Origin of the sequence: Haloferax sp. DFSO60, assembly GCF_046557615.1 — an archaeon.
Classification (GTDB): domain Archaea; phylum Halobacteriota; class Halobacteria; order Halobacteriales; family Haloferacaceae; genus Haloferax.
Map to the genome: position 1 here is coordinate 1163252 of NZ_JBKIII010000001.1, position 26363 is coordinate 1189614.

General features: G+C 59.6%; 29 protein-coding genes. 15 read left to right on the forward strand and 14 right to left on the reverse strand.

Annotated elements, in window-relative coordinates:
- The first annotated feature begins 15 nt into the window (after positions 1-15).
- Positions 16-642 carry a hypothetical protein gene (locus ACK509_RS06150; RefSeq protein ID WP_410765613.1) on the forward strand — a complete coding sequence of 209 codons (627 nt, stop codon included), beginning with the start codon at positions 16-18 and terminating at the stop codon, positions 640-642.
- Between the two features lie 16 nt (positions 643-658).
- On the opposite strand, the gene ACK509_RS06155 is transcribed toward ACK509_RS06150, so the two are convergent.
- Complete coding sequence (locus ACK509_RS06155; RefSeq protein WP_410765614.1) at positions 659-1537, reverse strand: hypothetical protein; 879 nt, start codon at positions 1535-1537, stop codon at positions 659-661.
- Positions 1538-1779: 242 nt separating this feature from the next.
- Here ACK509_RS06155 and ACK509_RS06160 point away from each other — a divergent pair, with 242 nt between their 5' ends.
- Both ACK509_RS06160 and ACK509_RS06165 read left to right on the forward strand, forming a co-directional pair.
- Entirely contained in the window at positions 1780-2370 is a 591-nt protein-coding gene (locus ACK509_RS06160) for a 50S ribosomal protein L15e (protein WP_410765615.1), read from the forward strand.
- 86 nt (positions 2371-2456) lie between these two features.
- Positions 2457-2693 carry a hypothetical protein gene (locus ACK509_RS06165; protein WP_410765616.1) on the forward strand — a complete coding sequence of 79 codons (237 nt, stop codon included), beginning with the start codon at positions 2457-2459 and terminating at the stop codon, positions 2691-2693.
- Between the two features lie 16 nt (positions 2694-2709).
- On the opposite strand, the gene ACK509_RS06170 is transcribed toward ACK509_RS06165, so the two are convergent.
- Entirely contained in the window at positions 2710-3054 is a 345-nt protein-coding gene (locus tag ACK509_RS06170; protein WP_410765617.1) for a rhodanese-like domain-containing protein, read from the reverse strand.
- A 94-nt stretch (positions 3055-3148) separates the two neighbouring features.
- Between ACK509_RS06170 and ubaA the strand changes: the two genes are divergently transcribed.
- Positions 3149-3961 (forward strand): SAMP-activating enzyme E1, encoded by an 813-nt coding sequence (ubaA, locus tag ACK509_RS06175; protein WP_410765618.1) that lies wholly within the window; start codon positions 3149-3151, stop codon positions 3959-3961.
- A gap of 27 nt (positions 3962-3988) precedes the next feature.
- On the opposite strand, the gene ACK509_RS06180 is transcribed toward ubaA, so the two are convergent.
- Complete coding sequence (locus ACK509_RS06180; protein ID WP_410765619.1) at positions 3989-5620, reverse strand: methyl-accepting chemotaxis protein; 1632 nt, start codon at positions 5618-5620, stop codon at positions 3989-3991.
- A gap of 463 nt (positions 5621-6083) precedes the next feature.
- Between ACK509_RS06180 and mutS the strand changes: the two genes are divergently transcribed.
- From mutS to ACK509_RS06215, 7 genes are all read left to right on the forward strand, one after another.
- Positions 6084-8759: a DNA mismatch repair protein MutS gene (gene mutS / locus ACK509_RS06185; RefSeq protein WP_410765620.1), complete on the forward strand. Its 2676-nt coding sequence runs from the start codon at positions 6084-6086 to the stop codon at positions 8757-8759.
- The gene (gene mutL / locus ACK509_RS06190; RefSeq protein WP_410765621.1) at positions 8756-10924 is read left to right on the forward strand and encodes a DNA mismatch repair endonuclease MutL; all 2169 of its coding nucleotides are present in this window, start codon (positions 8756-8758) and stop codon (positions 10922-10924) included. Before mutS ends, mutL begins: the two co-directional genes overlap by 4 nt.
- Positions 10925-10950: 26 nt before the next feature.
- A complete protein-coding gene (locus ACK509_RS06195) occupies positions 10951-11253 on the forward strand; it encodes a hypothetical protein (RefSeq protein ID WP_410765622.1) in 303 nt (100 codons plus the stop codon).
- A 58-nt stretch (positions 11254-11311) separates the two neighbouring features.
- On the forward strand, positions 11312-12268 hold the full coding sequence (kdgK1, locus tag ACK509_RS06200; protein WP_410765623.1) for a bifunctional 2-dehydro-3-deoxygluconokinase/2-dehydro-3-deoxygalactonokinase: 957 nt from the start codon (positions 11312-11314) through the stop codon (positions 12266-12268).
- Between the two features lie 148 nt (positions 12269-12416).
- A complete protein-coding gene (locus ACK509_RS06205) occupies positions 12417-13556 on the forward strand; it encodes a PGF-CTERM sorting domain-containing protein (RefSeq protein ID WP_410765624.1) in 1140 nt (379 codons plus the stop codon).
- A gap of 160 nt (positions 13557-13716) precedes the next feature.
- Complete coding sequence (locus ACK509_RS06210) at positions 13717-15198, forward strand: Na+/H+ antiporter NhaC family protein (RefSeq protein WP_410765625.1); 1482 nt, start codon at positions 13717-13719, stop codon at positions 15196-15198.
- Positions 15199-15255: 57 nt separating this feature from the next.
- Positions 15256-15918, forward strand: coding sequence for a DUF6663 family protein (locus ACK509_RS06215; RefSeq protein WP_410765626.1), 663 nt, complete (start codon positions 15256-15258; stop codon positions 15916-15918).
- Positions 15919-16031: 113 nt separating this feature from the next.
- Here the strand turns inward: ACK509_RS06215 and ACK509_RS06220 are convergent, their stop codons facing one another.
- Complete coding sequence (locus ACK509_RS06220) at positions 16032-16538, reverse strand: ArsR family transcriptional regulator (protein ID WP_410765627.1); 507 nt, start codon at positions 16536-16538, stop codon at positions 16032-16034.
- Positions 16539-16798: 260 nt separating this feature from the next.
- Here ACK509_RS06220 and ACK509_RS06225 point away from each other — a divergent pair, with 260 nt between their 5' ends.
- The 3 genes from ACK509_RS06225 (at position 16799) to ACK509_RS06235 (ending at position 18059) form a co-directional block, all read left to right on the forward strand.
- Entirely contained in the window at positions 16799-17224 is a 426-nt protein-coding gene (locus tag ACK509_RS06225; RefSeq protein WP_410765628.1) for a CopG family ribbon-helix-helix protein, read from the forward strand.
- A 51-nt stretch (positions 17225-17275) separates the two neighbouring features.
- On the forward strand, positions 17276-17536 hold the full coding sequence (locus tag ACK509_RS06230; protein ID WP_410765629.1) for a glutaredoxin family protein: 261 nt from the start codon (positions 17276-17278) through the stop codon (positions 17534-17536).
- A 97-nt stretch (positions 17537-17633) separates the two neighbouring features.
- The gene (locus tag ACK509_RS06235; protein ID WP_410765630.1) at positions 17634-18059 is read left to right on the forward strand and encodes a DUF6069 family protein; all 426 of its coding nucleotides are present in this window, start codon (positions 17634-17636) and stop codon (positions 18057-18059) included.
- Positions 18060-18062: 3 nt separating this feature from the next.
- Here ACK509_RS06235 and ACK509_RS06240 read toward each other — a convergent pair whose 3' ends face one another.
- The 10 genes from ACK509_RS06240 to ACK509_RS06285 form a co-directional block, all read right to left on the reverse strand.
- Complete coding sequence (locus ACK509_RS06240) at positions 18063-18467, reverse strand: plastocyanin/azurin family copper-binding protein (protein WP_410765631.1); 405 nt, start codon at positions 18465-18467, stop codon at positions 18063-18065.
- Between the two features lie 24 nt (positions 18468-18491).
- Complete coding sequence (locus ACK509_RS06245; protein ID WP_410765632.1) at positions 18492-19724, reverse strand: ZIP family metal transporter; 1233 nt, start codon at positions 19722-19724, stop codon at positions 18492-18494.
- The gene (locus ACK509_RS06250) at positions 19725-20993 is read right to left on the reverse strand and encodes a multicopper oxidase domain-containing protein (RefSeq protein WP_410765633.1); all 1269 of its coding nucleotides are present in this window, start codon (positions 20991-20993) and stop codon (positions 19725-19727) included.
- On the reverse strand, positions 20994-21695 hold the full coding sequence (locus ACK509_RS06255; protein ID WP_410765634.1) for a metal-dependent transcriptional regulator: 702 nt from the start codon (positions 21693-21695) through the stop codon (positions 20994-20996). It lies immediately after the preceding gene.
- An 89-nt stretch (positions 21696-21784) separates the two neighbouring features.
- Positions 21785-22357 carry a class I SAM-dependent methyltransferase gene (locus ACK509_RS06260; RefSeq protein WP_410765635.1) on the reverse strand — a complete coding sequence of 191 codons (573 nt, stop codon included), beginning with the start codon at positions 22355-22357 and terminating at the stop codon, positions 21785-21787.
- Positions 22358-22415: 58 nt separating this feature from the next.
- Positions 22416-22730: a hypothetical protein gene (locus ACK509_RS06265; protein ID WP_410765636.1), complete on the reverse strand. Its 315-nt coding sequence runs from the start codon at positions 22728-22730 to the stop codon at positions 22416-22418.
- Positions 22731-22855: 125 nt separating this feature from the next.
- Positions 22856-23359, reverse strand: a complete 504-nt coding sequence (locus ACK509_RS06270) for a hypothetical protein (protein WP_410765637.1) — start codon at positions 23357-23359, stop codon at positions 22856-22858.
- Positions 23359-23871 (reverse strand): hypothetical protein, encoded by a 513-nt coding sequence (locus ACK509_RS06275; protein WP_410765638.1) that lies wholly within the window; start codon positions 23869-23871, stop codon positions 23359-23361. Before ACK509_RS06275 ends, ACK509_RS06270 begins: the two co-directional genes overlap by 1 nt.
- A gap of 144 nt (positions 23872-24015) precedes the next feature.
- A complete protein-coding gene (locus ACK509_RS06280) occupies positions 24016-24333 on the reverse strand; it encodes a hypothetical protein (protein WP_410765639.1) in 318 nt (105 codons plus the stop codon).
- 125 nt (positions 24334-24458) lie between these two features.
- Positions 24459-24707 (reverse strand): hypothetical protein, encoded by a 249-nt coding sequence (locus tag ACK509_RS06285; protein WP_410765640.1) that lies wholly within the window; start codon positions 24705-24707, stop codon positions 24459-24461.
- A 599-nt stretch (positions 24708-25306) separates the two neighbouring features.
- Between ACK509_RS06285 and ACK509_RS06290 the strand changes: the two genes are divergently transcribed.
- Entirely contained in the window at positions 25307-26329 is a 1023-nt protein-coding gene (locus ACK509_RS06290; RefSeq protein ID WP_410765641.1) for a tyrosine-type recombinase/integrase, read from the forward strand.
- Positions 26330-26363: the final 34 nt, after the last annotated feature.

Genomic DNA, 26363 nt, shown 5'->3' on the forward strand with positions numbered 1-26363 from the left:
CAGGTCAAGTGACTAATGGTAGACGACGTTTCGGTCTCGATTGCGTTCGACGACCCTGCCGACAAGGCGATGATAATGACAATCGCCGGTGGTATCCGAATCGAGGTCGGTGGTGTCGAACTGACGAGACAAGTCGGCCAAGCGGCGTACAGTCGTCAAGCCAACGAGGAAGAGCCGAACGAGACGTGGTGGTACGAGTACACCGGCCAGCCACTCGATGCCGACGTTATCGACTACAAAGGAACGGTGATGCTCTTCGTTACCATTAGCGGCTTTGCCGAGAACGTCCTCGAACTCGCACGTGGTTCGGCAGAACGGTTCGACCAACTCGTGAGCGAAGTCGGCGATTCACCGCATCGACTCGTCGTCTCGTATCTCGATGGGAAACACGACCTCGTCCGAGTTGCCTACCAGAGTTCATACTACGAGGTGGGCGGTCATCGAACTTCACCTGTCGAATCCTCAGTCGGCTATGCTGTCTCACTTCCAGAACTCTGTAGAGAAGTTGCTCGGTGTCTCAACGAGTTCAGGGAGTACGCAGGCGTTCACTCACCCGACTCAGGTTCGAACTCGTGGTATCAAGAGCGTGTGAGCATCGCCGACGAACTCGAACAGTACGCCGCAGGAGAGATGTCTCGGTGATGCTGTACGATGACACCTATCGGCCAACGAGCCGCCTGTAAAACGTCGTCTCGACGTGATACGCCAGATAACTGGCTACCCCGAGCGACAGTACAATCGGTACGAGAACCGAGACGAACGAGGAAGGAAACCCGGACACGGACATACCAAGCACAGCGAGAGCGACCGAAGCGAGTCCTATCGCGAGTGCAACTACGAGTACCGACGGCAGGAAGATAGTGAGGAACTCAGCAGCACGGTCCCCACCGCGTTCGTTCTCGCTGAAGGCGTAGCCAGCAAGCCCCCCGAGAAAGACTCCAACGACGATTCCTGGCCCGCCGCTGAGACTGTAACTCGTCTGTGTCGCCGAGAGATAGGCACCGTAGACGACGAACCCGACGACACCGAGAACCAGTCCAACGACCGCCCCTTTTGCGGTTCCGAGTAGTTTGCCCCGGTTGTGACGATACCAGTCTGCATCGAGTCGATAGGCGAGGTGGTACGCCGCACCAAATGCGAAAATAGCTGCGAAGGTTGGAAGGAGGAAGAACGGCACGGTGAACAAACGGTCATCGAACACCCACTGGAATGCCACCGTGGGGACGATGGCGAGTGTCCAACAAACGAGTAGTGACCCGACGAAGAGGACGCGGTTGCGGTGCGCCGAGGCTGAAGTCGCCGCACGCCCGCTCGTCACCCAGCGATAGCCGCCGTATCCGCCGACGACGAGGGCAAGCGGTGAAGCGACCAGAATCGAAAACACCCAATCGGGCGTAGAGAACACGTCTGTCGTCGCTCGATAGTAATTTCGGAGCAACCGTCCGACGGTATCCAAGATGAACGCCTGCACCATGCCCCACTGGAGGGCAGCGACGAGTGCTTGTTTCTGCGTGGATGGAGGGTCCGGGGAGGGCACGTTTCGATACGACACTGCTGTCGTATTATAATGTGCTGACAGAACGGTTCACCAGCGTCATCCATTGGTTCTCTGTCGCACACCCGCTCTCAATCCGAAGTTCTTAACCCTCCCCCTCAGGTAGTTCCGCCAACTCGCTGGCACGCGGGCCCGCCAGTGGGCACCCGTTACGTACGGGACGAAATGTGGCCGACGTGAATGTTTCACACCGGCTGAATCGCAAGCGCCCGCGGTGAACTACAATGGCACGAAGCTTCTACTCCCACATCAAGGAGGCATGGAAGACGCCGAAGGAAGGCAAACTCGCCGAACTTCAATGGCAGCGAAAGCAAGAATGGCGCCAGCAGGGCGCTATCGAGCGCATCGAGCGCCCGACCCGCCTCGACAAGGCCCGTGAACTCGGCTACAAGGCCAAGCAGGGCATCGTCGTGGTCCGCGTCTCCGTCCGCAAGGGTGGCGCACGCAAACAGCGACACAAGGCAGGTCGCCGCTCGAAGCGTCAGGGTGTCAACCGCATCGGTCGCCGCAAGTCCATCCCACGCATCGCAGAAGAGCGTGCATCGCGCAAGTACCCGAACATGCGTGTGCTGAACTCCTACGGTGTCGGTCAGGACGGTTCGCAGAAGTGGCAGGAAGTCATCCTCGTGGACCCCGAACACCCCGCTATCCAGAACGACGACGACCTCAACTGGATCTGCGACGACACCCACGACGGTCGCGCCTTCCGTGGCCTCACGAACTCGGGCAAGCGCGGACGCGGTCTCCAGCACCGTGGCAAGGGTACGGAACACGTTCGTCCGTCCATCCGCGCCGGTCGCCGCCGCGGCAAGTAACGACTCCAACTTCTCTTCGTTTATCGACTGCTGAGCAGTTGCTGTCGGCAGACACACACTTAGGTCCTGACTCAAAACGATAGCCGATGGCTCCCGAAGTTGGACCCGGTGCGCTCTTCTTCGCCGCGGCACTGCTCGGGTCGGTGTGGATATACCGCGATGCGAAACGCCGAGAGATGGACACAGCCGATGTGTGGGCAGTCGGCTTCTTCGTCGCGTTCGTCCTTCTGCCGATTCTCGGCGGGATAGTGGTCTTTGCGCTCTACCTTCAGCGACGAAACCGAGGCGATGGCACTCCGGTCTCGGTGCCGAGCGACTGGTGACTCTCAGGTGTAAGAATTAGAACGGCGACGACGGTCCAAGGTCTGCTCCGCCCTCGGTTCCGGATGCAACCTCGCCCTCCCATCCTTGGAAGCCACCGCTGAGGCTCGATACGTCGGCGTCGATGTTCGAATCGAGGATGGAGGCGACGCGTTGGGAACTCTTGCCGATGTAGCAGGAGACGACGACTTCGTCGGGCCACTCACGGTCGAAGACCGCAGGTGTGAGACTCTGCGCAGGGAGGTTCTCCGCGCCGGGGATGTGGCCCGACGAGTACGACGATGGGTCTCGGATGTCGATGACTGCGACCGAGTCGTCGTCGAGTTTTTCGTGCAGTTCGTCCGGAGTCGTCTCCACGACCATATGCGTTTCTGTGAGTGCGAGACTAAAGGCACGTCGCTTCCGGCGAGAGAGCGCAGGCCGCGGGTTTATTCGCCACGACTGCTAATCTCGGACTATGACACTCTCGCTCGATGCCACCCAACTCGACCGCTATTCGAGACACATCATCATGGACGAAGTCGGTCCTGAAGGCCAGGGCCGACTACTCGGCGCGCGTGCCGTCGTCGTCGGAGCGGGAGGCTTGGGCGCGCCGGTCATCGAATATCTCGCCGCCGTCGGCGTCGGCGAGTTGGTCATCGTCGATGACGACGTGGTCGAACGAAGCAACCTCCAGCGGCAGGTCATCCACCACGACGACGACGTAGGAATCCCAAAAGCCGAGAGCGCGGCGGATTTCGTCCACGGACTCAACCCCGACGTGACCGTCGAAGCAGTACAAGCGCGTCTCGACCCATCGAACGTCTACGACTACATCGAAGGCGCGGACGTCGTTATCGACGCCACCGACAACTTCCCCACGCGCTATCTGCTCAACGACGCCTGCCGCTTCTCGGCGATTCCGCTCGTTCACGGCGCGATTTACAAGTTCGAGGGACAGGCGACGACGCTCCACCCCGACGGACCGTGTTACCGATGTCTGTTCCCCGAAGCGCCCGAACCGGGAACCGTTCCCGATTGCGCGACGACGGGCGTGATTGGCGTCCTTCCCGGTACCGTCGGGTGTATCCAAGCGACCGAGGCGGTGAAGGTCATCCTCGGAATTGGCGAGACACTGAAAGAGCGACTGCTGTTCTACGATGCTCTCGACCTGACGTTCGAGACGGTCCCCTATCGGCAGAACCCAGAGTGTCCGGTGTGCGGCGACGGTGGTGTCCAGTCGATAGACGACATCGAATACACCGATAGCTGTGCAATCAGTTTCGACTAAGGACGAAAGTGAGAGACGGGTGAGAGGCTAGTGGCGACCGAACTGGAAGCCACCGAGTGAGTCGTCGTCGAGCGGTTTCCCGCCGTCAGTTGCGGCGTGCAACGTCTCGTCAGGGATTTCTTCGGTCGCAATTGCGCCGCCGACGAGTTCATCGACGCGCGAAGTGAGGTCGTCGAGCGCGACGGTCTGTGCGTCGGTTGCATCGGCGATATCGTCGGTCGCGTCTTCCGCAGCGTGAGCGTGTTCCTGTGCGAGTTGAATCGTCGTGGTGACTTCTTCGATGTTGCTCGCTTGCGAGTCGGTTGCGCGTGCAACTTCGGTGATGCCGTTCGCCGCCGAGTCCGCGGCGTTGGCGATTTCGTTGAGCGACGAGAGTACGTCTTCGATTTCGCCGGATGCGACTTGCACCTGCTCGTGTGATTGCTCGGAAGCCATCACCGTCTCGTCGGCCTGTTCTTGAATCTCCTCGATGCTCTTGGCAATCTCTTCGGTGTGTTCGTGGGTCTGATTCGCCAGTTGCTTGACCTCGTCAGCGACGACGGAGAAGCCTTCACCGGCCTTGCCAGCACGGGCAGCCTCGATGTTCGCGTTCAGCGCGAGCAAGTTGGTTCGGTCGGCGACTTCGGCGATGACTTCGACGACTTCCTCGATAGAACCCATGCGCTGTTGGAGTTCGATGACGCTGGCGAGGAGTTCGTCCGAGATTTCGATGACCTCGTCTGTCGCCGTTCGGATGCTCTGGCCCGCCTCTTGCCCGCTTTCGGCGGCGGCGCGTGCTTGGTCTGCGGCAGAAGCCACTTCGTCGGAAGTGGCCGCGATTTCTTCCATACTCGCCGAAAGATTTTGCATCTCTTCGGCACCTTTCGACAACAAGCCGGTCTGTTCTTCGACCTCCGATTGGATGTTGTCAACGGCAGTCGTCGCGTGGTGAACCGCCGTGCCGAGGTCGGCGGCCGTCTCGTCGACTTCGGTCGCAACCCGTTCGAATCGGGTTGCCATCTCGTTGAGGTCTGAAAGAACCGAGAGTTCGTCGTCAGAGAGCAAGCCACGGTGGTCAGTGTACGATGCGCGAGCGGCGAGATTGCCGGACGTGAGTTCGGTAATCGTTCCCGAGACTGCACCCAAGAGTTCCTGCGTCGCGTGCTGTTTGTTCACCACATCGGTCCGGTCGTGGACCGTCTCGACGACACCGACGACGTCGTCACCGTCGTACAGTGGACGCGCCGTGAACCAGATGTGTCGTTCGACGCCGTTTCGGTCGGTCATCGTACTCGAATCTTCGTAAAGCAGTTGTGACTCGTTAGCGAGTTCGAGGCCGTACTCTGTCGTCGCAGTTCTCGGTGCATCGAGTACCTTGTCGGCGAGTGTCTTCGCCCGGCGACCGTCCGGGTAGAACAACTCACTCACGTGATTCGAGCCGAGTGCTTCGTCAGGAGTCGCCCCCGTGAGTTTTGCAATTGGGTCGTTCCACGCAATAACGCGGTGTTCGGCGTCGAGAATGAACACCGGTGTGCCAACGCTATCGAGAATTCCACCGAGTGGAAGTGCCTGTGCAGCAGCCGAAACCGTCATCTCCCCGTCTGTCTGTGTCCCTCCATCGGGTCGTGCCCTCCCACGGACCCTTGGAACCAGCGCGGCGAGCCGCGAAAGCAGGTTCATGCGTCCGTGTGATGAGTCCCCACACCATAATTGTGTGGCCAATATTATCACAGATGATATCTATTTAACTGTACGCTTTTACTCAGCAATTTAGTATATGTACTCACCACAGAAACGTGAGTCTATTGAAATTTTGATTATTACCGCGAAAAATGTAATTAAATGACAGCCGGTTGCTAGTTGATGGTCTTGTGTCGGTCTCCCACCATCGGTGGTCAGCACGCCCGAGTTGAGCGCGCCGTTGGAGACAGGTTGGGTACCAAATTCGAACTCGTTGCCAGCGTTAGTCTCGCCGGAGTATTGCTCGATATCGACAGGAAGGGAGGGCGCAAGTAGTAGCACGAAACAGGAGTGAGACAGTCACTCACTGTTCACTCGCAAATGTGGTGTCCGGTCGTGTCCCGTTCGACACGCCTGCCGAGTCATCGTAGCGTTTTATCCGCGTCCCATCCCACGTGCGTACATGACTACGCAGGGAATCGTCGGACAGTTCCTCTCGCTCAAAGAGGAGACCGACGCCGACCTCCTCGCCATGCAGTGCGGCGACTTCTACGAGTTCTTCGCCGACGACGCCGAGTTCGTCGGCCGAGAACTCGACCTCAAGGTCTCCCAAAAGGGGGCACACGGGTCGTCGTATCCGATGGCAGGGGTGCCGCTCAAAGAGTTGACGCCGTATCTGAAGACGCTCGTCGAACGCGGCTATCGCGTTGCGGTCGCCGACCAGTACGAAACCGAATCGGGCGACCTGCGCCGCCGAATCACGCGCGTCGTCACCCCCGGAACACTCCTCGAAACCAGTCGTGCCGACGCGCAGTATCTCGCGGCAATCGTCGGCGACGAATCCGGTATCGGTCTCGCGTTCGCCGATATTACGACCGGTCAGTTCCTCGTCACAGAGACCGAGTCGGTCGATACCGCGGCCGCCGAACTCTATCGCTTCGCGCCGGTCGAAGTCCTTCCCGGGCCGGACCTTCGCACTAACGACGACGTACTCGCTCGACTCCGCGAGGCTACGGACGCGTCTTTCTCTCTCTTTGCGACCGACGCGTTCGCCCCTGGCCGGGCACGCCACACCGTGAAAGAACAGTTCGGCGATTCGACCGTCGAGAGTGTCGGACTCGACTCCGACCTCGCCATTCGTGCCGCTGGCGGCATCCTCTCCTACGTCGAAGAGACGGGCGCAGGTGTCCTGCGTTCGATGACGCGCCTTCGCGTCTATCAACCGAGCGACCACCTCGAACTCGACGCGACGACGCAGCGAAACCTCGAACTCACCGAGACGATGCACGGCGACAAAGCCGGGTCGCTGTTCGACACGATAGACCACACGGTCACCGCCGCAGGTGGCCGACTCCTCCGCGAATGGCTCACGCGCCCGCGACGCGACCAGAGCGAACTCACTCGCCGTCTCGACACCATCGAAGCACTCGCTTCTGCCGCCCTCGACCGCGAGCGAATCCGCGACACACTCGATGGCGCCTACGACCTCGAACGCCTCGCCTCCCGTGCGGCATCGGGGAGTGCAGACGCGAACGCCCTCCTCTCGGTCCGCGACACGCTCGGCCTCCTTCCGGCGCTCGCCGATGCAATCGAAGGCTCGTCGCTGGCGAATACGCCGCTGGCCGACGTGATTGCCCAACCAGACCGCGAGACGGCGGCAGAAATCAGAGCGGCGCTCGCAGACGCACTCGCCGAAGACCCACCGAAGACGGTCACCCAAGGTGGTCTGCTGAAGAAGGGCTACGACGACGAGTTGGACGAGCTCATCGAGCGCCACGAATCCGCCCAGCAGTGGATTGACACGCTTGCCGGCCGTGAAAAACAAGCCCACGGCCTCTCGCACGTCACGGTTGACCGCAACAAGACCGACGGCTACTACATCCAAGTCGGCAAGTCTGTCGCCGACCGGGTGCCCGACCACTACAGACAGATTAAGACGCTCAAAAACTCCAAGCGATTCGTCACCGAGGAGTTAGAAGAAAAAGAGCGAGAGATTTTGCGACTCGAAGAGACGCGCGGTGACTTGGAGTACGAACTCTTCGGCGAACTCCGCGAACAGGTCGCCGAACACGCACCGGTCCTGCAAGACGTCGGTCGAACCATCGCCGAAGTGGACGCGCTCGCATCGCTGGCGACCCACGCCGCAGGGAACGGCTGGGTTCGACCGGAACTCACCGACGCTGGCCCATTAAACATCGAAGCGGGTCGCCACCCTGTCGTGGAGACGACGACCGATTTCGTCCCGAACGACATCCACATGGACCGCGAACGCGGCTTTCTCATCGTCACCGGACCGAACATGTCCGGCAAATCGACCTACATGCGACAGGTCGCACTCATCACCTTGCTCGCACAGGTCGGGAGTTTCGTCCCCGCTCGCTCGGCGACGATTGGCGTCGTCGATGGTATCTACACACGCGTGGGCGCGCTCGACGAACTCGCACAGGGTCGTTCGACGTTCATGGTCGAGATGCAGGAGTTGAGCAACATCCTCCACTCGGCAACGGAAGATTCGCTCGTCATCCTTGATGAAGTTGGGCGTGGGACCGCGACCTACGACGGCATCTCTATCGCGTGGGCCGCGACCGAATATCTCCACAACGAAGTCCGTGCGAAGACGCTCTTTGCGACACACTATCACGAGTTGACGAGCCTCGCCGACCATCTGCCACGAGTGGCGAACGTCCACGTCGCCGCCGACGAACGCGATGGCGACGTGACCTTCCTCCGGACCGTGGTCGATGGTCCGACCGACCGAAGTTACGGGATTCACGTCGCCGACCTCGCAGGCGTGCCGCGCCCAGTCGTCGAACGCGCAACGGACGTACTGGACCGCCTGCGCGACGAGAAAGCGATCGAGGCGAGAGGCTCCGGGTCCGCCGAGCCAGTTCAAGCCGTCTTCGACATCGGAAGTGGTCAGATGAACGTCGCATCCGAACCTCAGAGTGACGCGCGCGAGTCACAGTCTGCGCAAAACGGAACTGCCGCGGTCCAACAGACCGAGACAGCGTCCGAAACCGACCCACAGACCCAAGCCGTGCTGGAGGAATTAGCGAAGACAGACGTGAATGCCACGTCGCCGCTGGACCTCATGGCGAAAGTCCAAGCGTGGCAGTCGAAACTGGAGGAGACCGAATGAGCAAAATCACACAGCTCGACGAGAAGACGATTCAGCGAATCGCCGCCGGAGAGGTGGTCGAACGGCCCGCCTCGGTCGTCAAGGAACTCGTCGAGAACAGCCTCGACGCGGACGCGACGCGCGTCTCGGTCGCTATCGACGGCGGTGGTGTCGAAGGCATCCGCATCCGGGACGATGGCATCGGTATGAGCGAAGACGAACTCGAACTGAGCGTTCGAGAACACACGACGAGCAAGATAAGCGACATCGAAGATTTAGAGGCCGGTGTCGGAACCCTCGGTTTCCGGGGTGAAGCACTCCACACCATCGGCGCTGTCTCGCGCATGACGATTCGCTCGAAACCCCGCGACGGCGACGTGGGAACTGAACTTCAGTACGAAGGAGGCGACGTCGAAGCAATCCGCCCAGCAGGATGTCCCGAAGGGACTGTCGTCGAGGTCGAAGACCTGTTCTACAACACGCCCGCCCGACGCAAGTTCCTGAAGACGACGGCGACAGAGTTCGACCACGTGAACACCGTCGTCACGCACTACGCGCTGGCGAATCCAGACGTTGCAGTCACACTCGAACACGACGACAGAGAAGTGTTTTCGACCGAGGGACGCGGTGACCTCGCTTCGACCGTACTCTCGGTCTACGGCCGCGAAGTCGCCGAAGCGATGGTCCCCGTCGAATACGAGACGCCGGGCGTCTCGGTTCGGGGATTGGTGAGCCACCCCGAGACGACGCGAAGCACCCGCGACTACCTCTCGACGTTCGTCAACGGACGGTACGTCACCGCTCGTGTCCTCCGAGAGGGCGTCCTCGACGCCTACGGTGGCCAACTCGACGCCGACCGCTACCCCTTCGCGGTACTCTTTCTCGACGTCGCTCCCGACGCCGTGGACGTGAACGTCCACCCCCGGAAGATGGAAGTCCGGTTCGACACAGAGTCCGAAGTCAAACAGGGAGTCACCGACGCCATCGAACAGGCGCTCCTCGAAAACGGACTCGTTCGCTCGTCGGCCCCGCGAGGGCGCTCGAAAGCCGAGCAGACCGAAGTCACACCGAGTTCGATGACTGAAGACGCACCAACCGAACCGGTCGGTTCAGAGGCACCCACCGAGTCTCCAGAATCGGACGCAACGAGACCAGACGTTTCGACTGCTCGAAACGCGCCTGACTACTCCTCGACAGAAACGACGAGTAGCCCACCCACCGGAGGTTCGAACGCCGAATCAGCTACAGGATTCGAGTCGAGTGAGTCCGGTACTGAGGCGGTCGATACAGAGACAGCATCGGCGAATTCCGAATCCTCAACGCCGCCAACACCTCCGAAAAAGTACGACCTCACGCCGGGGGCGGACCGACCGAAGCAGTCGTCGTTCGGAGCGAGAAAACCCGATTCGTGGGGGTCGAATACCGAGTCTGCGAGTTCGACTTCGAATTCCAATTCGACTGCCGACTCGCCCGAACAACCGGCATCGACCGGTCGTCGCATCTCCGCACCGACGACCCAACAGGACCTCTCGGGTGAGAAAGCGACGCTCGAACCGGCGTTCGAGACACTGCCTGCGATGCGGATTCTCGGGCAACTGATGGACACCTACATCGTCGCCGAGACGAGCGAAGGCCTCGTTCTTATCGACCAACACGCCGCCGACGAGCGCGTGAACTACGAACGCCTTCAGTCGGAGGTTGCGGGCGATACATCCACACAGGCGCTTGCTGACCCCGTGGCGTTGGAACTGACTGCCCGAGAAGCGGCGCTGTTCGAAGAGTACCGCGACGCCCTGGCGCAAGTCGGCTTCCACGCGGGACGAACCGACGAGCGAACGGTCGAAGTTCGGACAGTCCCGTCAATCTTCGATGCCGCACTCGCACCTGGCCTCCTCCGAGATGCGCTCACTGCATTCGTGCGAGAAGAGCGGGATGGTGGGCAGAAGACAGTCGATGCCGTTGCGGACGAACTGCTCGCTGACCTCGCGTGCTATCCGTCGATTACGGGGAACACGTCGCTTCGAGAAGGGTCCGTGTTGGACCTCCTCTCGGCGCTCGACGCCTGTAACAACCCTTACGCGTGCCCCCACGGTCGTCCCGTCATCATCGAGTTCGACCGCGAAGAAATCGAAGCGCGATTCGAGCGCGACTACCCCGGTCACAGTGGCCGCCGCGCCGAGGATTGAAGTCACCACCGCGTGACCGGAAGACGATGAACCCCCTCGTGGCACTCGGAATTTGCTTCGGACCGCTCGTGCTCGTCGTGTCCTATTTGCTCACGGCAGCGACGGGTCCGGGGGTGCCGCCGTGGTCCGACTCGGTCGGGGTTTCGATTAGGCTCTGGGGGACGGCACTGGCAGTCCTCGTCGGTCCGGTCGCGATTCACTTCGACCGGGGGACGCTCGCCCGCAACTCGGGGTGGACGCCGTCGCCGCTCTACTATCTGATTGGGCTTCCATTCTTGAGCCTTCCAATCGCGTTCGTCTACCTCTCACAGCGCCTCACATCCGCGTGAGTCAGAAACGTTCGACGGCAACGCCGGACGTTTATATGGTGCTTGCGAAGCCACTGGCATGACTGACCTCGTGACCTTCGGCGAGACGATGTTGCGCCTATCGCCGCCGCGTGGTGAGCGACTGGAGACGGCCCGCGAATTCGAAGTCCAAGCGGGCGGCGCAGAGAGTAACGTCGCTATCGTCGCGAATCGACTCGGACGCGACGCAGCATGGCTTTCGAAACTCCCCGATTCGCCACTCGGCCGTCGCGTCGTCGGCGAACTCCGAAGCCACGGCGTCGACACCGATGGCGTCGTCTGGGACCCTGACAACCGCCAAGGCCTGTACTACGTCGAACACGGTGCAGCGCCACGCCCGACGAACGCAATCTACGACCGAGCCAACGCGGCGGTGACGACGCTCGAACCCGACGAACTCGACCTCTCACGCGTCCGTGATGCCGAGTGGTGTTACACGAGCGGAATCACGCCCGCACTCTCCGAAACGCTTCGAGAGACGACTGCGGACGTCCTCTCGACCGCGAAGGAAGCAGGCGTGAAGACGGCATTCGACATCAACTATCGCGGAAAGCTTTGGTCACCCGAGGAGGCAGGCACGGCGTGTCGCGCGCTCTTCGAACACATCGACGTGCTGTTCACGGCCCAGCGTGACGCCGAAACTGTCCTCGGACGCGACGGCGACGCAGAGTCTGTTGCGCGTGGCCTCGCCGACGACTACGACTTCGAGACGGTTGTCGTCACCCGGGGAGCGAGCGGTGCGCTCGCACTCCACGACGGCGACGTGTACGAACAGGGTGTCTACGAGGCTGAGACGGTCGATGCAATCGGAACCGGTGACGCCTTCGTCGGCGGATTCCTCGCAAAGCACCTCGACGGCGGCGGCATCGACGAGGCGCTCCAGTGGGCCGCCGCAACCGCGTCGTTCAAGCGAACAATCGAAGGCGACATCGCCGTCGTCAACCCCGAGGATGTCGCGGGCGTCATCGACGAAGGTGGACGCCGGATTTCCCGGTAACCCCCGCCGATTTCTACGGGTGGCACTGCCACACACGCATCCCTGATTTGATGCACAGTGCGCATATTCTTCACGAATGGGGATGAGACGCTGTCCCGCGATTAGCCACAAGACTTTCTACGGAGAGCAGGTTTGCGGTCGAACTGCAATGAAACGAATCGCAATCGTTCTGGCAGCCATGCTGGTCACGGCGGCCGTCCCCGTCGGGGCGGTCACCGCCCAGCAGTCGAGCGCGGAGAGTTCGGCCTACGCAGGAACGCACGTTTCGTTCGACGCGAGTGAGAACGCCGTCACCAACTACACGGTCGATGGCGAAACAGTCCTCCAGTCGGTTAGCACGTCGTCACAGGCAAACGCCGGTATCGGTCTCGATATCGCGCTCTCGGCTGTGACCGACATCGACGCGAGCGCCCTCTCGCTCGGCACGACGACCGAGACGAGCGCAACCGTCCAAGCCGACAGCGGTGCGACGCTGAACGCCCACGACAACCCGAAAGGGACGCTCGTCATCGCCGCTGGTGACGAGTCGCAGTACGTGACGGCGAACCTCAGCGGAGAGTCGAAGGCCGAGCAGGTTGACGACTCCCGCGTCGTCGTCGAGAACGACAACCGAACGGGGACGTTCATCGTCGTCGGTGACGGCGAAGTGACCGTCAACGAGGAGGGCAACGTCAGCGCCGACCTCGCAGAAGACAGTCGCCTCGTCTTCCGTAGCTACGACGGCGAACGCACTGCCGAGGACGAGCGTTCCGAAGAACTCATCGCAAACGGCTCTGCGGCCGCCGAAGTCTACGTCATGCAGGAGAACGGTTCGACCGTGGCCGACACCGTGACGTACGACGAGCAGACGACCGTCGAGACCACGAGCGATGCGAAAGACAACGTCACGATGACCATCGACCGCTCGGTCCACGAGGGGACCATCGTGATGACGACCGTCTCCGAGGAAGCCCTCGCAGCCACTGACAACCTCTCTGTGACCGTCGATGGCGAGGCCGCCGTCGAAGCAGAGAGTTACAGCGAACTCCAATCGGCCGCGAACGGCGGCGACAACTCGGCCTACCTCGTCCAAGAGACGAGCGCCGACGCCGAGTCGAACGTCTACGTCGCCGTCAACCACTTCTCGGAGCGAGAGGTGTCGATGACGAACGACGATTCGTCCACGACCGACTCGACGACCGCTGACGACGAAACGACCTCGTCGTCCACGAACGCGCCCGGGTTCGGTATCGGCGTCTCCGTCGTCGCCCTCGCGGGTGCGGCCCTGTTCGCCCGACGACGAGCCTAACGACTGACATCTCTTTTGACGCGGTTTTTCGAGCGACGAATCACGCTCAATGTTCACACCCGTCTGTTGACGAAATTGGACGACTGAGCGACGATAACGAATTTTAACAACGTTCAAAGAGTCAGATTAAAATCCGGGAAGGAGATACTCCGTTCCGGTAATGGCAACACTATCGTTCGAACCGTTGACGTTTGACGACATCCCCGAGGACGAGCGTCCGTCGTTGTTGCAGGCGCTCGTCCCCGTCGTCGGGATGCTCGTCTTTCTGAGCGTCGGAGTCATCTGGCTCGGTTTGGACCCGCAACTGCCACTCTTGTGGGGAATCATCCTCACCGGCGTCGTGGGTCGCTACTGGCTCGGCCTCCCGTGGAAGCGCCTCTCGGAAGGCATCCGCGACGGCATCAACATGGGCATGTCGGCGTTGCTCATCCTCCTGGTCGTCTACATGCTCATCTCGACGTGGACCGCCGCCGGGACGATTCCGGCACTCATCTACTATGGGTTGGACATCCTCTCGCCCGCTGTGTTCCTCCCCGCGGCGGCGATTCTCTCGGCAATCGTCGCCTTCGCTGTCGGGTCGTCGTGGACCACGGCGGCAACCCTTGGTGTGGCGTTCATCGGCATCGGGTCGGGACTCGGCATGCCCGCGCCCATGACCGCCGGTGCCGTCCTCTCGGGGTCGTACACGGGTGACAAGATTTCGCCTTTCTCCGATACGACGAACCTCGCCGCAGCAGTGACGAACACCGAACTGATGACGCACGTGCGGACGATGCGGGTCGGGACGAGCATCGCATTTGCGCTCTCGCTCGTCGGCTACGGCGTCCTCGGCCTCTCCGCGTCGGGAGCGATTCCCGCCGGGCGCGTCGCCGAGATTCAGTCCGCCGTCGTCGGTGCGTACTCGGTGACACCGCTCGTCTTCTTCCCGCTTCTCGTGACGTTCGTGTTGGCACTTCGTGGGTATCCCGCCCTGCCGTCGATTATCGCTGGCGTGGTCGCCGGGACGCTCACCCAACTGTTCGTCCAAGGGCCAGTCGCTCTCGACACGTTCGTCGGTGCGTGGAACGTCGCCTTCGCGGGAACCTCGCCCTCGACGGGCGTCGAGATGGTCGATTCACTCCTCGCGAGCGGCGGCCTGCTCGGGTCGTCGTGGACGATGACCGTGATTCTCGCGTCGCTCTCGCTCGGTGGGATTCTCGAACGGACCGGCTGTATCGCCGTCATCGCTCATCACCTGCGCCGGGTACTCACGTCGGTTGCGTCGCTCACTGCCGGAACTGCCGTGAGTGCGTTGACGATGAACGCAATCGCCGCCGACCAGTACATGAGCATCGTCGTCCCCGGCATGAGTTTCCGCGGCCTGTACGACGAGTTCGACTTGGAGAGCCGAAACCTCTCGCGCGCCGTCGAAGCCGCCGGAACGACCACGAGCGCCCTGATTCCGTGGGGGACCGGCGGCGCCTACATGGCCGACGTACTCGGCGTACCGACGCTCTCCTACGCGCCGTACTACTTCCTCGGCCTGCTCTCGCCGCTCATCCTCATCGCCATGGGGCTGACCGGGTGGCGAATCACGAAGCAAGGCGAAGACACGCGAGCAGGACTTCGCGGCGCAGTCGCGTCCATCTCGGACGACGACTGACCACTCTCTCTTTCACCGACCGGTAGGCGTATTTTCGTCCACCAAGTAGCCGACTCTATGGAGGTCACCACGTCCGGGCAGTTCCGCGTGTATCGCAGTCCTCGTGACACGGACGAACTGCTCTTGCTCGAACGCCCGGTCGAAGGCATCGACTGGGCAGACGACGGACTCGTAGACGCGGGCGCAGACGACGCCTTCTCGCCGACCTACGTTTCGACCCGCGACTACGACGACACACTCGGCGAGACGGTCGGTGAACTCGAACCCGGAAACGTCGTCGATGCGACGCTGGCGTGGGACGATGGCGTGCCGCGGTTCACGGCAGTCGAACTCCGTGACCGAACGAGATTCCGTTTCGTCGGCGCGGCGACCGGACTGTTCGAAGCGGCGAGAGAGACGTGGCAGGCGACCGAAACTGCTGGCGAAGCCATTGGCTCACGAGTGACCTACGGGACCGACGGCGACCCGAACGCCGCACTCTACGTGTTCGCAAAGCAGGCCGGGGCGCGCGACTTGTTCGACGAGTTCAGAAACGGCGTCCTTCCGCTCGATCCACTCTTGGGTCGTATCGACGTGGACGTAGATACGAATGAGGAGCTTTCGGACGCCCCGAGAGAGGTGTTCGTCGTGCGACCGTTGGACGAGTCGTTCGTCCTCGTCGCGCTCGCGTTCGACCGAGAGGGCCTGTTCGCACGGACGATGCGCGAGACGTACTGTTGATGCTGACCGATTGCCGGTCAATTCTAACCACGCTCAGTTCCAACCCGGTTCGACGCGTACGGTCGGTTCTTCGCCCGCGAAGACACGTTTGAAGACTGGTCGTCCGAGCCCAGTCAGTGTTGGGTGTGTTGAACCCAGCGTTGATAGATAGCAGACGCGCCGAACACAGAGAAGACGACAGACCCGAGGACGGGGGCACCGACGTTCGAAAGAACTGGGACGTTAGCTGCCACAGCAATCATGAGAACGATACCGAGCCCAGCGAGCGTGGCATAGTACTCGCTCCACGAAAGCTCACCTTCGGGAACGACTTCCATGTACACCGTGACGTCGCCCGCTTGGGCCAACGAGACGAGTTTCGAATCTTCGTCGTAGGAGACGATGTCCAACTTGGCGAGTTTCGGGATGTGGGTCTGTTGGAGCGAGACGTACGCGCTCTGTCGGATGTTGCGTGGTGGAGGCGCTTCGCCGGTTTCGCGTTCGGCGATACGCTCAGAGAGGTCACGAAGTGATAACTCGTCGTTGTCCTGGAGAAGTTCGATTGCCATTCGACGGCGCTCGTTACTGAGTACTTCGTGAATGTGCGTTTCAGAGAGACTGGATTCGGATGTCGTTGCCATATAAATATACGATTACCTCGTGCCTGGTTGCTTCATGTATATCAACAGGTCATAATAAATATACGGTGTGGGATGACTGTCAGCCTCTGATGGGTGCCAAACCGGTTGACTGCGCTAGTATTCGCTTCGTTTCTTCGATACGGACATTCGTTCAAGCAAGAACATGGAAGTACGAATACGCGACATAAACGTCCCATTGAACGAGACGAGAGAACGGACTGATGCCAATCTTTAATATATTACCGCGTTCGTTTTAATACATGACCGTCGTCAGTGTCTCAATGCCGGAAGAACTCCTCTCTCGCATCGACTCGTTTGCAGAGGACCACGGCTACACCGGTCGGAGTGAAGTCGTCCGAGAGGCCGCCCGCAACCTCCTCGGAGAGTTCGAAGACAAGCGCCTCGAAGACCGTGAACTGATGGCCGTCGTGACCGTTATCTTCGACTTCGAGACGACCAGCGTCGAAGAGCGCATGATGCGCCTCCGTCACGAGTACGAAGGACTCGTCAAGTCGAACTTCCACAACCACGTCGGCAACCACTACTGCATGGAGTTGTTCATCTTGGAGGGTACACTCGAAGATATCTCGACGTTCGTCGGGAAGATTCGTGCGACTCGCGACACCCTGAGCGTCGATTATTCGGTGATGCCAATCGACCAGTTCACGGGGTTCATCAACGAGTAACCGAACTCGGCGAAGCGAACGCTCATTTTCATCCAGCAACGACTCTCGACAATGAGCGACGCGGTTCCAATTACTATCTACACCCGCGAAGTCTGTCACCTCTGCGACGTTGCAGAAGCGACGATTCGAGACGTTGCCGCCAACGAAGGCGTCGCTATCGACCTCTCGCTCGTCGATGTCGATGCGGACGATGAGCTTCGAACGAAATACGGCGAGCGCGTCCCGTACGTCTATATCGACGGTCGTCCAGCGTTCAAATTCGAGATTGACGAGGAGCGATTGCGAGAGAAATTAGCCTCGGCGTCTCACTGACTGGGCACTCGCAACTCGCCAATTACCTTTCGGGCAGAACGCACCAACTTCACTGAGGCATATGTTCATGTCTTTTCCGAGCGTATTTTACGTGGCTATGTCTACAGTTACCCCCACAGCAACCCTTCCACGAGCGACGCTCGCTCGACGCGGACTCTTGGCGGTTACGCTCTCGGTCATCGCAAACGCGCTCGTTCTCGCACTCGTTCTCGCCAGCGGTGCCGTCCAACCGTTCCCCCCACTCTCGTACCCGCCGGTAATCCTGTTCTCGGCGCTCGGAGCGCTCGGGGCCGCACTCGTCTACGGCGTCCTCTCAACTCGCGTAGAGAACCCGGATAGAACCTTTACACAAGTTGCAATCGCCGTACTCGTCCTCTCGTTCATCCCCGATATCGGACTGTTGTTCGGCGACCCGCTGGCGACTATTCCCGGCGTGGTCGTCCTGATGGCGATGCACACCATCGTCGCTGGGATATGTGTAGGGACGCTGACACGGGTTGGACGAGGACCAGAACCGGTCTAACCGCTATTTGACCACGACCGTACCGACCATCCCCGAACTCTCGTGCGGGACGCAGAAGTACTCGTACGTCCCTGCAACTTCGAATGTGTGTTCGTACGATTCACCGGGTCCGAAGAGTCCACCTTGTACGTCGTTTCGAGCCGCCTGCTCCGAGTCGAAGCCGCCGCTGGCGAAGTACATCGAATCGTCCGGAATCTCGTCTTCGTAGGCGGTGACAGTGTGTGGGACGTTGCTGTCGTTCGTCCACTCGACTGTCGTCCCCGCAGAGACAGTGAGACGCTTTGGGCTGAAGGCGAAGTCGTCGCCCATCGTAACGCGCTTGGTGTCGCTTCCGCCGCCCAAACAGCCAGCGGTCGCTGTCGCAACGAGGGCGGCACCACTGAGACGAAGAATATGTCGTCGATTCATTGCTGAAAGATTGGGTCGGGGGGATTAGAGTGCGACGAAGAGGTCGGTGACGTACATCACGACGAGGCCGACGAGGAACGTCACGAGGTTCAGCGCCGACGCGACGCGGCCATTTCGGCTAATCATGCCGCGCAGTTCCCACACGACCTGCAAGATTGCACCGACGCCGATAGCGAGGAAGAACGCACCGAGCGTCGGCGAGAACGCGAGACTTCCGAGCCATCCGCCGAGGATGACTGGCGCGCCAGCGAGGACGCCGAGTCCGACGAAGTGAGCGAGTCGCGGGCGCTCTCCACGGGCGACGGGGGCGACGACCGCGGGGCCTTCGGTGACGTTGTGAATCATGAAGCCGACCACGAGGAACGCGCCGAGAGAGACGCGTCCGAGCGCGAACGAACTCCCGATAGCCAACCCTTCGGCGAGGTTGTGCAGGCCGATGCCGAGCGCGACGAGGTAGGCGACCCACAGTCCACTCTGTGCGCGCTCGTCACCTGCGTCTGCGCGACCTTTCCGCCATGCACTGACCGATTGGACGGCGAGCAGTGCGCCGACGATACCGAGTACGACGAGGGCAGTTCCCTCGAACGCACCGGGAACTTCTGCGCCTAATTCGAACGCCTCGAATCCGGCGTCGATGGCGAGGAACGCGAGGATACCCGCGGAGAACGCGAGAATCGCGTGGAGCCATCGGTCGCTCATCGACTGGAGGAACGGGAACCACAGCATCCCGAGGACGACGGGGATGACGCCCACGAACAGGCCGATGACGGCCATCGTCACCAACAGGTCAGTGGTCAGCCCCGGCGACTGGTTCGGTGCGACGATGGTGTGGTGGACGGTACTCCCGTCGGAGAGGACGAGTGCGACTTCGAGGTCCCAACCGGGGTTCCAGTGATACGGAATCACGACTTGGGCACTCTCACGTGGGGCGAGCGTGTTGTCTCCGCCCGCACCCTCGACGTCGAAGTTCCAGTAGGCTTCCGCGACGAGTACTTGCGAGATGGTCACCTCGTTCGGCCCGTTGTTCGTGACGTGGACGACGACGGTTTCGTCGTTCGGGAGCGTCGTATGCGTAATCGACACGTCGGGAAGCGGTTCGCCGCCCGTGTCGAGCGACGACAATGGAGTGAACACGAAGAAGCCGCCGACGATGAGTCCGAGCAGGAGAATCGGCAGTATGGCGACGACCCACTTCGGAAGGCCGAATGGCTGTGAAGATTGGGTTACGGTACCGCCGTCGGTGTTTGGTTTGCTCATTTAGACCACCTCGAAGAAACTCATCCAGCCAAGTTCGGCAAATTCGGACTGGTGGGCGTGGAACATGTACAGTCCAGCGTCGTGGTTGGAGTAGTCCAACTCGATGATGCCGCGCTGTGCCTGACATTGCATGACCGTATCGACCCGTTTCTGGGTCGGCAGCAGCGTGGTGCCGTGGTCGTAGTAGTCGAAGAACTGCGAGTGAGTGTGGAACGAGTTGATGAGGTCGAACTCGATGGCGTTGATGAGGTACACTCGGTGTCGCTGCGTCTTGTCTAACTGAATCGGGCGCTTGGTCTCACCTGCCTCCCAGTTGCCGTTGCCGTCGGTCTGGCCGACACCGTAGGCGAATGCACGGGTGTTGACGGCGTAGACCTCGTTACCACCGTCGAAGTTGGTGTCGAAGCCGTTCATCACCATCACCATCTCGTTGACGGCGTCGTTTTCGGGGTACTCGTGATTCCGGCTCTTGGCTTCGGCGACGAGTTCTGCGCGGAGTTCGTCGGTGATTTGTGAGCGGTGGAAATCACAGTACTCCTCGGGTCGCTCAGCGACGCGTTCCGGGTCGGGGTCGATGATGATTGCGCCGTACAGGCCGCGGTGGATGTGCTCTTTCAGCGGGAGCGAGTGGCAGTGATAGAAGTGACTCCCAGCGGGTTGGGCAATCCACTCGTAGGTGAACGACTCGCCGGTGTTGAGTACACCCGGCCCGTTCGTCGGGATGCCGTCCATATTCGGATTCAAGTTCCGAAGGTGTGGGTGGATGGTGTGCGCGTGGCGTCCGAGGTTCTCGAACTTCACGCGAATCAGGTCGCCTTCGACGGCGCGAATCGTCGGGCCGGGCACCTGTCCGTTGTAGGCCCACGCCTGAAACTCGATGCCGGGGGCGATGGTAATCGTCGTATCTACCGCAGTAAACGTGAATTCACGAACCGTACGCCCGTCTTCCTCGTAGATGTCCTGTGGGACGTTCTCTTGCTCGCCACGCCCGGTGTTGAACTGGTAGAGGTACTCGTGTGGGTCGAAATCGAGGTCGCGGTACTCACCGACCGCGCCGAAGTTTCCGTGGGAGTCGCCGCCGTGCCCGCCGCTGTCGTGTTCACCGCTGTTGCCGCGGCCGACACCAGCGAGTGCTGCGCCCCCTGCGAGGCCAAGGCCGCCGAGGACTGCACGGCGGGTGGTCTTGAAGTCGGTTTCGAGAGATTCGACTAATCTATGCTCCAGTTTTTCTGAAAGCTCGGTTGCTCGTTTGTAGTCTAGTGAAGGCATCTAACTCATCTCGCTCAGTTGCTCGGCGGCGACGGCAGATTCGCCGGGTCGAGCGACGTAGATATTCACCGCGGTGTCTGTGGGAAGTGAGAGTTGGTCACCGGTTCCCCGAACTTCGACCGTAATCATCCCGAACGGCGCGACTTCGACGATTTCGAGTGTCGCACCGAGTGTGACTCCGGCGTTCGAAAGATACGTCAGTACGTCCGAACTGCTGTTTCGAACCTCCGAGACGACCACTACGTCGCCCTCGCGGCATTGGTCTACAGAGTACTGTGGACTCCCCCGTGGAATTTCGAGGTCTCTCGTCGGGATGGGCGCGCCATGTGGGTCGGTTACGGGGTACCCAAGCAGTTCGGCGATTCGGTCGGCAAATTTCTCACTGATGTAGTGTTCGAGAACGTCGGCCTCGTCGTGGACGTTCGACCAATCGTAGCCCAGATACTCGGTCAAAAACCGTTCGAGCAGTCGATGGTTGCGAAGCACCGCAAGCGCCTGTCGCTCCCCATCGGGAGTCAGACGAGCGCCGCGATATCGTTCGTATTCGACGAGTCCGTCCTCGGACAATCGCTGTAACATCGTGGTGACAGTCGGTGGTTGAACCCCCATCTCCGCCGCAATCTGTGAGGATTGAGCCGGAACGTCGTCGCTCTGAAGTCGGTGAATCGACTTCAGGTAATCTTGGACTTTTGGGGTCACCATAGGAGAGGATTAGATATGTCTAAACATATAGTTTGTTATGTTTGGTGTCGCCACTCAGCGGGTGTTTGGTCTCGACCGAGAAATGCTCACTACACCTGTGCGACGACCTTCAGCCACGTTTGGTCGTCTTGGAGTGCTATCGAATCGAATCCAACACCTGCGACGAGTGACCGAACTTCGTCGGGGAGGTATCGCTCGAAGTAGCGTCCGTCGGTGTGGTACCCACTCTCCTCGCCGCGGTACACCGAGAGGTAGACGACTCCGTCGTCGTCGAGGATGCGCCTGAACTCTCGAAGCGTATCAGTTGCATCCGCCGTCGGAATGTGGAGGAACGACGCGCAACTCCAGACACCGTCGAACGTGTTTTCCGCGAATGGGAGGTGGCGCATATCTCCCTGCACGAACGAGGCGTCTGGAACCGACGCCTGTGCCGCCTCGATGAACGGTCGTGTGAGGTCGAAGGCGACGACATCGAATCCACCGTCTACGAAGGTTTCCGTGTCGATGCCGGGGCCGCAGCCAACGTCCAAGATTCGCTCGCCGCGTAGGTGGGCGTAGAATTCGTCTCCGAACCGTTCGGCAACCGACTCGGCGCGGTACTTCTCGATGAACGCAGCAGCGTCGTCTTCGTAGACGTCGGCGGTTCGAGAGACTTCGTCCATAGATGGACTTCAAACGGATAGATGTTAGAACTGGCCGCTGAACCTCTCGACTATCGAACTACCCTGCTGCGAATTTCTCGTCCGCGCTGTAGACGAGATACGAGTCGAACCTTCCGTCAACGCGTTTGTGTCCTTCGGCAGAGACGTGTTTTTTGTCCCAGATATCTGTGGACTCGATGAGTACGTACGTCGGCCTCGCTTTGGTCGTGAAATTTACTGCAACGATTCCTGGTGCTAACTCTGAGTTGGTCGAGAGGTCTCCCACTGAGACCGTTTCAATCTGCTCCCTGTTTGCATCATAGAGAACAATCCGTACGTCGTGAACCGTGACATCCGGGCTAGCCCCTCGTTCGGCCTCTATTGTGCCGTTCATTCGGAACGTCGAATTTTGTTGCTCGACGACACCGTGAAAATCGACTTCGTGACCGGGTTCAGCTGGATACGTAGCACAGCCCGCAGTGAGTAGTAGTACAGCGAGCAGCACATGGACGGTGTGTTTCATCGCGACTCCACCGTCGCGTTCAGGTCAGCAAGCGGGTCGTAATCGAAGTACCGATCGCAGTACCTGCGCTCGGCCCGTTTGCACCCGTAGATAATTCCCTCGGTACCGTTGTACTGTACCTCGCCAACGTAGACGAGGGCGTACTTTGGCGGACGGTCGAACGATTCGTTGACACTCTCTCGTCTGTGTGATCCGTTTATCGTCCCATACGAGACGACCCGCATCGTCTCGTTGTTCTCGTCGACGAATCGCACCCGTACGTCGTGAATACCATCCAGCCTTTGGTACATTCCATTAAGCGTCACATCTCCGGTGAACGTGTCTACTCCCTCATGTTGCTCGAAATTCCCATTCACCCAGAGCTTCCACGGTTGGTCAGGAGACTCTGTGGACAAACAGCCAGCGGTCAAAGTAGTACTGAGGGCCAGTACCAAGAGAATTGAGTACCGCCAAGGAAGTTTTCCGAGGAACCGTTTGAGCTCAAATGGGCAGCTCGCCATCAGCGACACACCCCTATCATTTCCGTCGGGGGGTACTCGAATCCCGCAACTGAGGTGGGATTGGTGGGCCTGTACCAGCCCGCCTCCGTATCACGAACATAGAGTGTGGAGCCAAAGTCTGGATAGGATTCGAATTTCGGGTGGTAGATGAGAATATACGTGGGAACACGGTCAGAGTGAACGGTCGCCGAGACTGAGCCCCCTTCGTCGCCCGTACTTCGGTTCATCGAGAATGTACCCAAATCGGTCGCGTTAATCACACGCTGTTGGTCGTCGTAGGTACACAGCATGACGTGTTCGAAGCGAGCATCGAGACCATAGAGTGTGACTTTGACCTTTCCATCAAAGTAGAACCCAGACTCGTTCACGGTGAACCCGTCCACAAAGTCTGCTTGCCCTCCGCCTCCCGGCTTCACGCCCCACGGTTCAGTTGCAGTATCCCATGCGACGAACCCGATGCCGAACACAGCGATGGCGAACACCAGCGTAATCACCAACGACTGTTTGCTCATCGGTGGGCTCCACGTCGTTTCGTTGGGCTACCCTGAGTCACAGTTGATGGAAACAAGTAGATAATATAATTGTTTTGACTAGATGGGTTTGAATCTTTGAGATGGGCTGCGGGATTCGCCAGTTGACGCGTATCGAAGGCCCGTCTACTCTGCTGAGAATTTCTCCTCCTGACTTTTGATCAGATACGGCTCGAACCGTCCATCGGAGCGCATGTACGCTCTGGAGTAGGTCCCCTTCTTTGTCTTCCAGAAATCTGGTGATTCGACGAGGACGTAAGTCGGCGTCGCTTCGGTCGTGATATTGACTGCAATTTTTCCTGGCGCTACTGCCGGGTCAGTCGAGAGCGTTCCGACCGGGAACGATTCTATTCGCTCCTTGTTTGCATCGTAGAGGACAACCTGTACGTCGTGATACGTCTCGTGCGGACTCGCTCCCCGTTCGACGTTTAACTGTCCGCTCATTCGGAACGTGGAGTTCGGTTGCTCGATGGAACCTCGATAATCGACTGCATGACCGGGTCCTGCAGGATACATACACCCGGCGGTGAGTAGTAGTACAGCGAGCAACACGTGTAGGTGAAACCTCATCACGACTCCTCTGAGGCGTTCAGGTCAGCGAGCGAGTCGTAGTAGCGGTCGCAGTGCCCGCGCTCGTCCCGTTTGCACCCGATGAGACCACCATTGGTCCCATTGTAGTGTATCTCACTTGCGTGGGCGAGGACGTACTTCGGTGGTCGGTCGAACGATTCGCTGACGTTTGCTTCTCTGCGTGATTTGTTGAACGTTCCGTAGGAGACGACACGCATCGTCTCGTTATTTTCGTCGACAAATCGCACCCGTACGTCGTGAATCCCATCCAGTCGATGGTATACACCCCCGAGAGACACATGTCCAGTGAACGTGTGCGACTCTCCAGTTTGGTTGAAGTGTCCATTGACGAGGAGACGCCATGGTTGGTTTGGAGACTCTGTGGACAAACAGCCAGCAGACAGCAGACAGAACGCGAGTACCGTGACAGCGCCAATACGAGTTGGAGACATGGTGAGTCAAATTCATCTATCGGACGTGCGCCACGCAGTCCGAGGCTGAACCCAAAATATTCGTGCGTATTGATAAATCATACAGTCGGAATGTTTGGTGGTGGCTCAGAACTCTCCTCGGTCACGACGAGCAGAGCGCAATCTCTCGCTCTTGTTCGCAGGAAAACATGGGACCCATGGGGTCGCGAACCACGGTCATTCCGCTTCGCTTCACTCCCTGGTTCGAACCCCTCAGGTCGGCAGGTTCGGCCTTCGTTGTCACTCAGGCACTCACATGGGCCCCATGGGGGAGCATCCAGAATCCTCCGCCTTGTCAGCCACCATTTGACAGGCCCTTCAGGCCCTGAAACAGGTGTTTAGAAATCCGGCTTCTGTCGTTGTCCCGCCAAGTGACCATGACGAACGACCTCGAACCCTTGGAACCTGCAGCAGCGAAACAGATGTATCTCGATGCTCGCAGTCAGGAACTATCAGACGCAACGCTGCAATCACACCACTACCGACTCAAGCAGTTCGTCCAGTGGTGCGAAGAAGAGGCGATAGACAACATGAACACGTTCTCCGGGAGAGAAATCCACCGATATCGGGTCAAACGACGAAACGAAGATGGCCTCTCAAATGCCTCGATGAAAGGGCAACTTGCGACTCTTCGTGTGTTTCTCCGATTCTGTGCGAGCATCGATGCAGTAGAGCCTGGACTCGACGAGAAAATACTCCTCCCGACGACTACCTCAGATGACGCACGGACAGAATCATTGAGTTCTGAACGTGCCTGGCAGATTCTCGCTCATCTCGAGAAATATCACTATGCACGCTTAGAACACGTACTGCTGGAAGTCCTCTGGCATACCGGATTGCGAATTGGTGCTGCTGTCAGTCTGGATGTCGACGACTTCGATTCAGAGGAGCGGTTTTTCCAACTCGTTCACAGACCCGAGCAGGGGACGTCCCTGAAGAATGGCAAAGAGAGTGAGCGGTACATTGCCTTGAGTGAGCGTGTTTGTGGAGTTCTGGATGACTGGCTCAAGGTCAACCATCCTGGGACAGTAGATGAGTATAGTCGAAAGCCACTCTTTGCAACCCGTCAGAACCGACTGAGTCGAAATAGGGGGCGGACAATCTCGTATCAGTACACACGGCCTTGCGTGTACGACTCGACGTGTCCACACGACCGGGACATCGACGAGTGTGATGCGCGACCTTCACCACGGGCATACGCGTGTCCGTCTTCACTCAGCCCCCATCCAATTCGTCGAGGAGCGATTACCTACTACCTCCAACAGGACACACCAGAACGGGTCGTAAGCGATAGAATGGATGTTGGAACAGATGTGCTCGACCGACATTACGACCAACGGACGGAGCGGGAGAAGCTCAGGCAACGGAGACGGTATCTGCCAGAAGATGAGCGAGGCTAGTAATTAGACACGCTATTTTGACTGAATTACACTC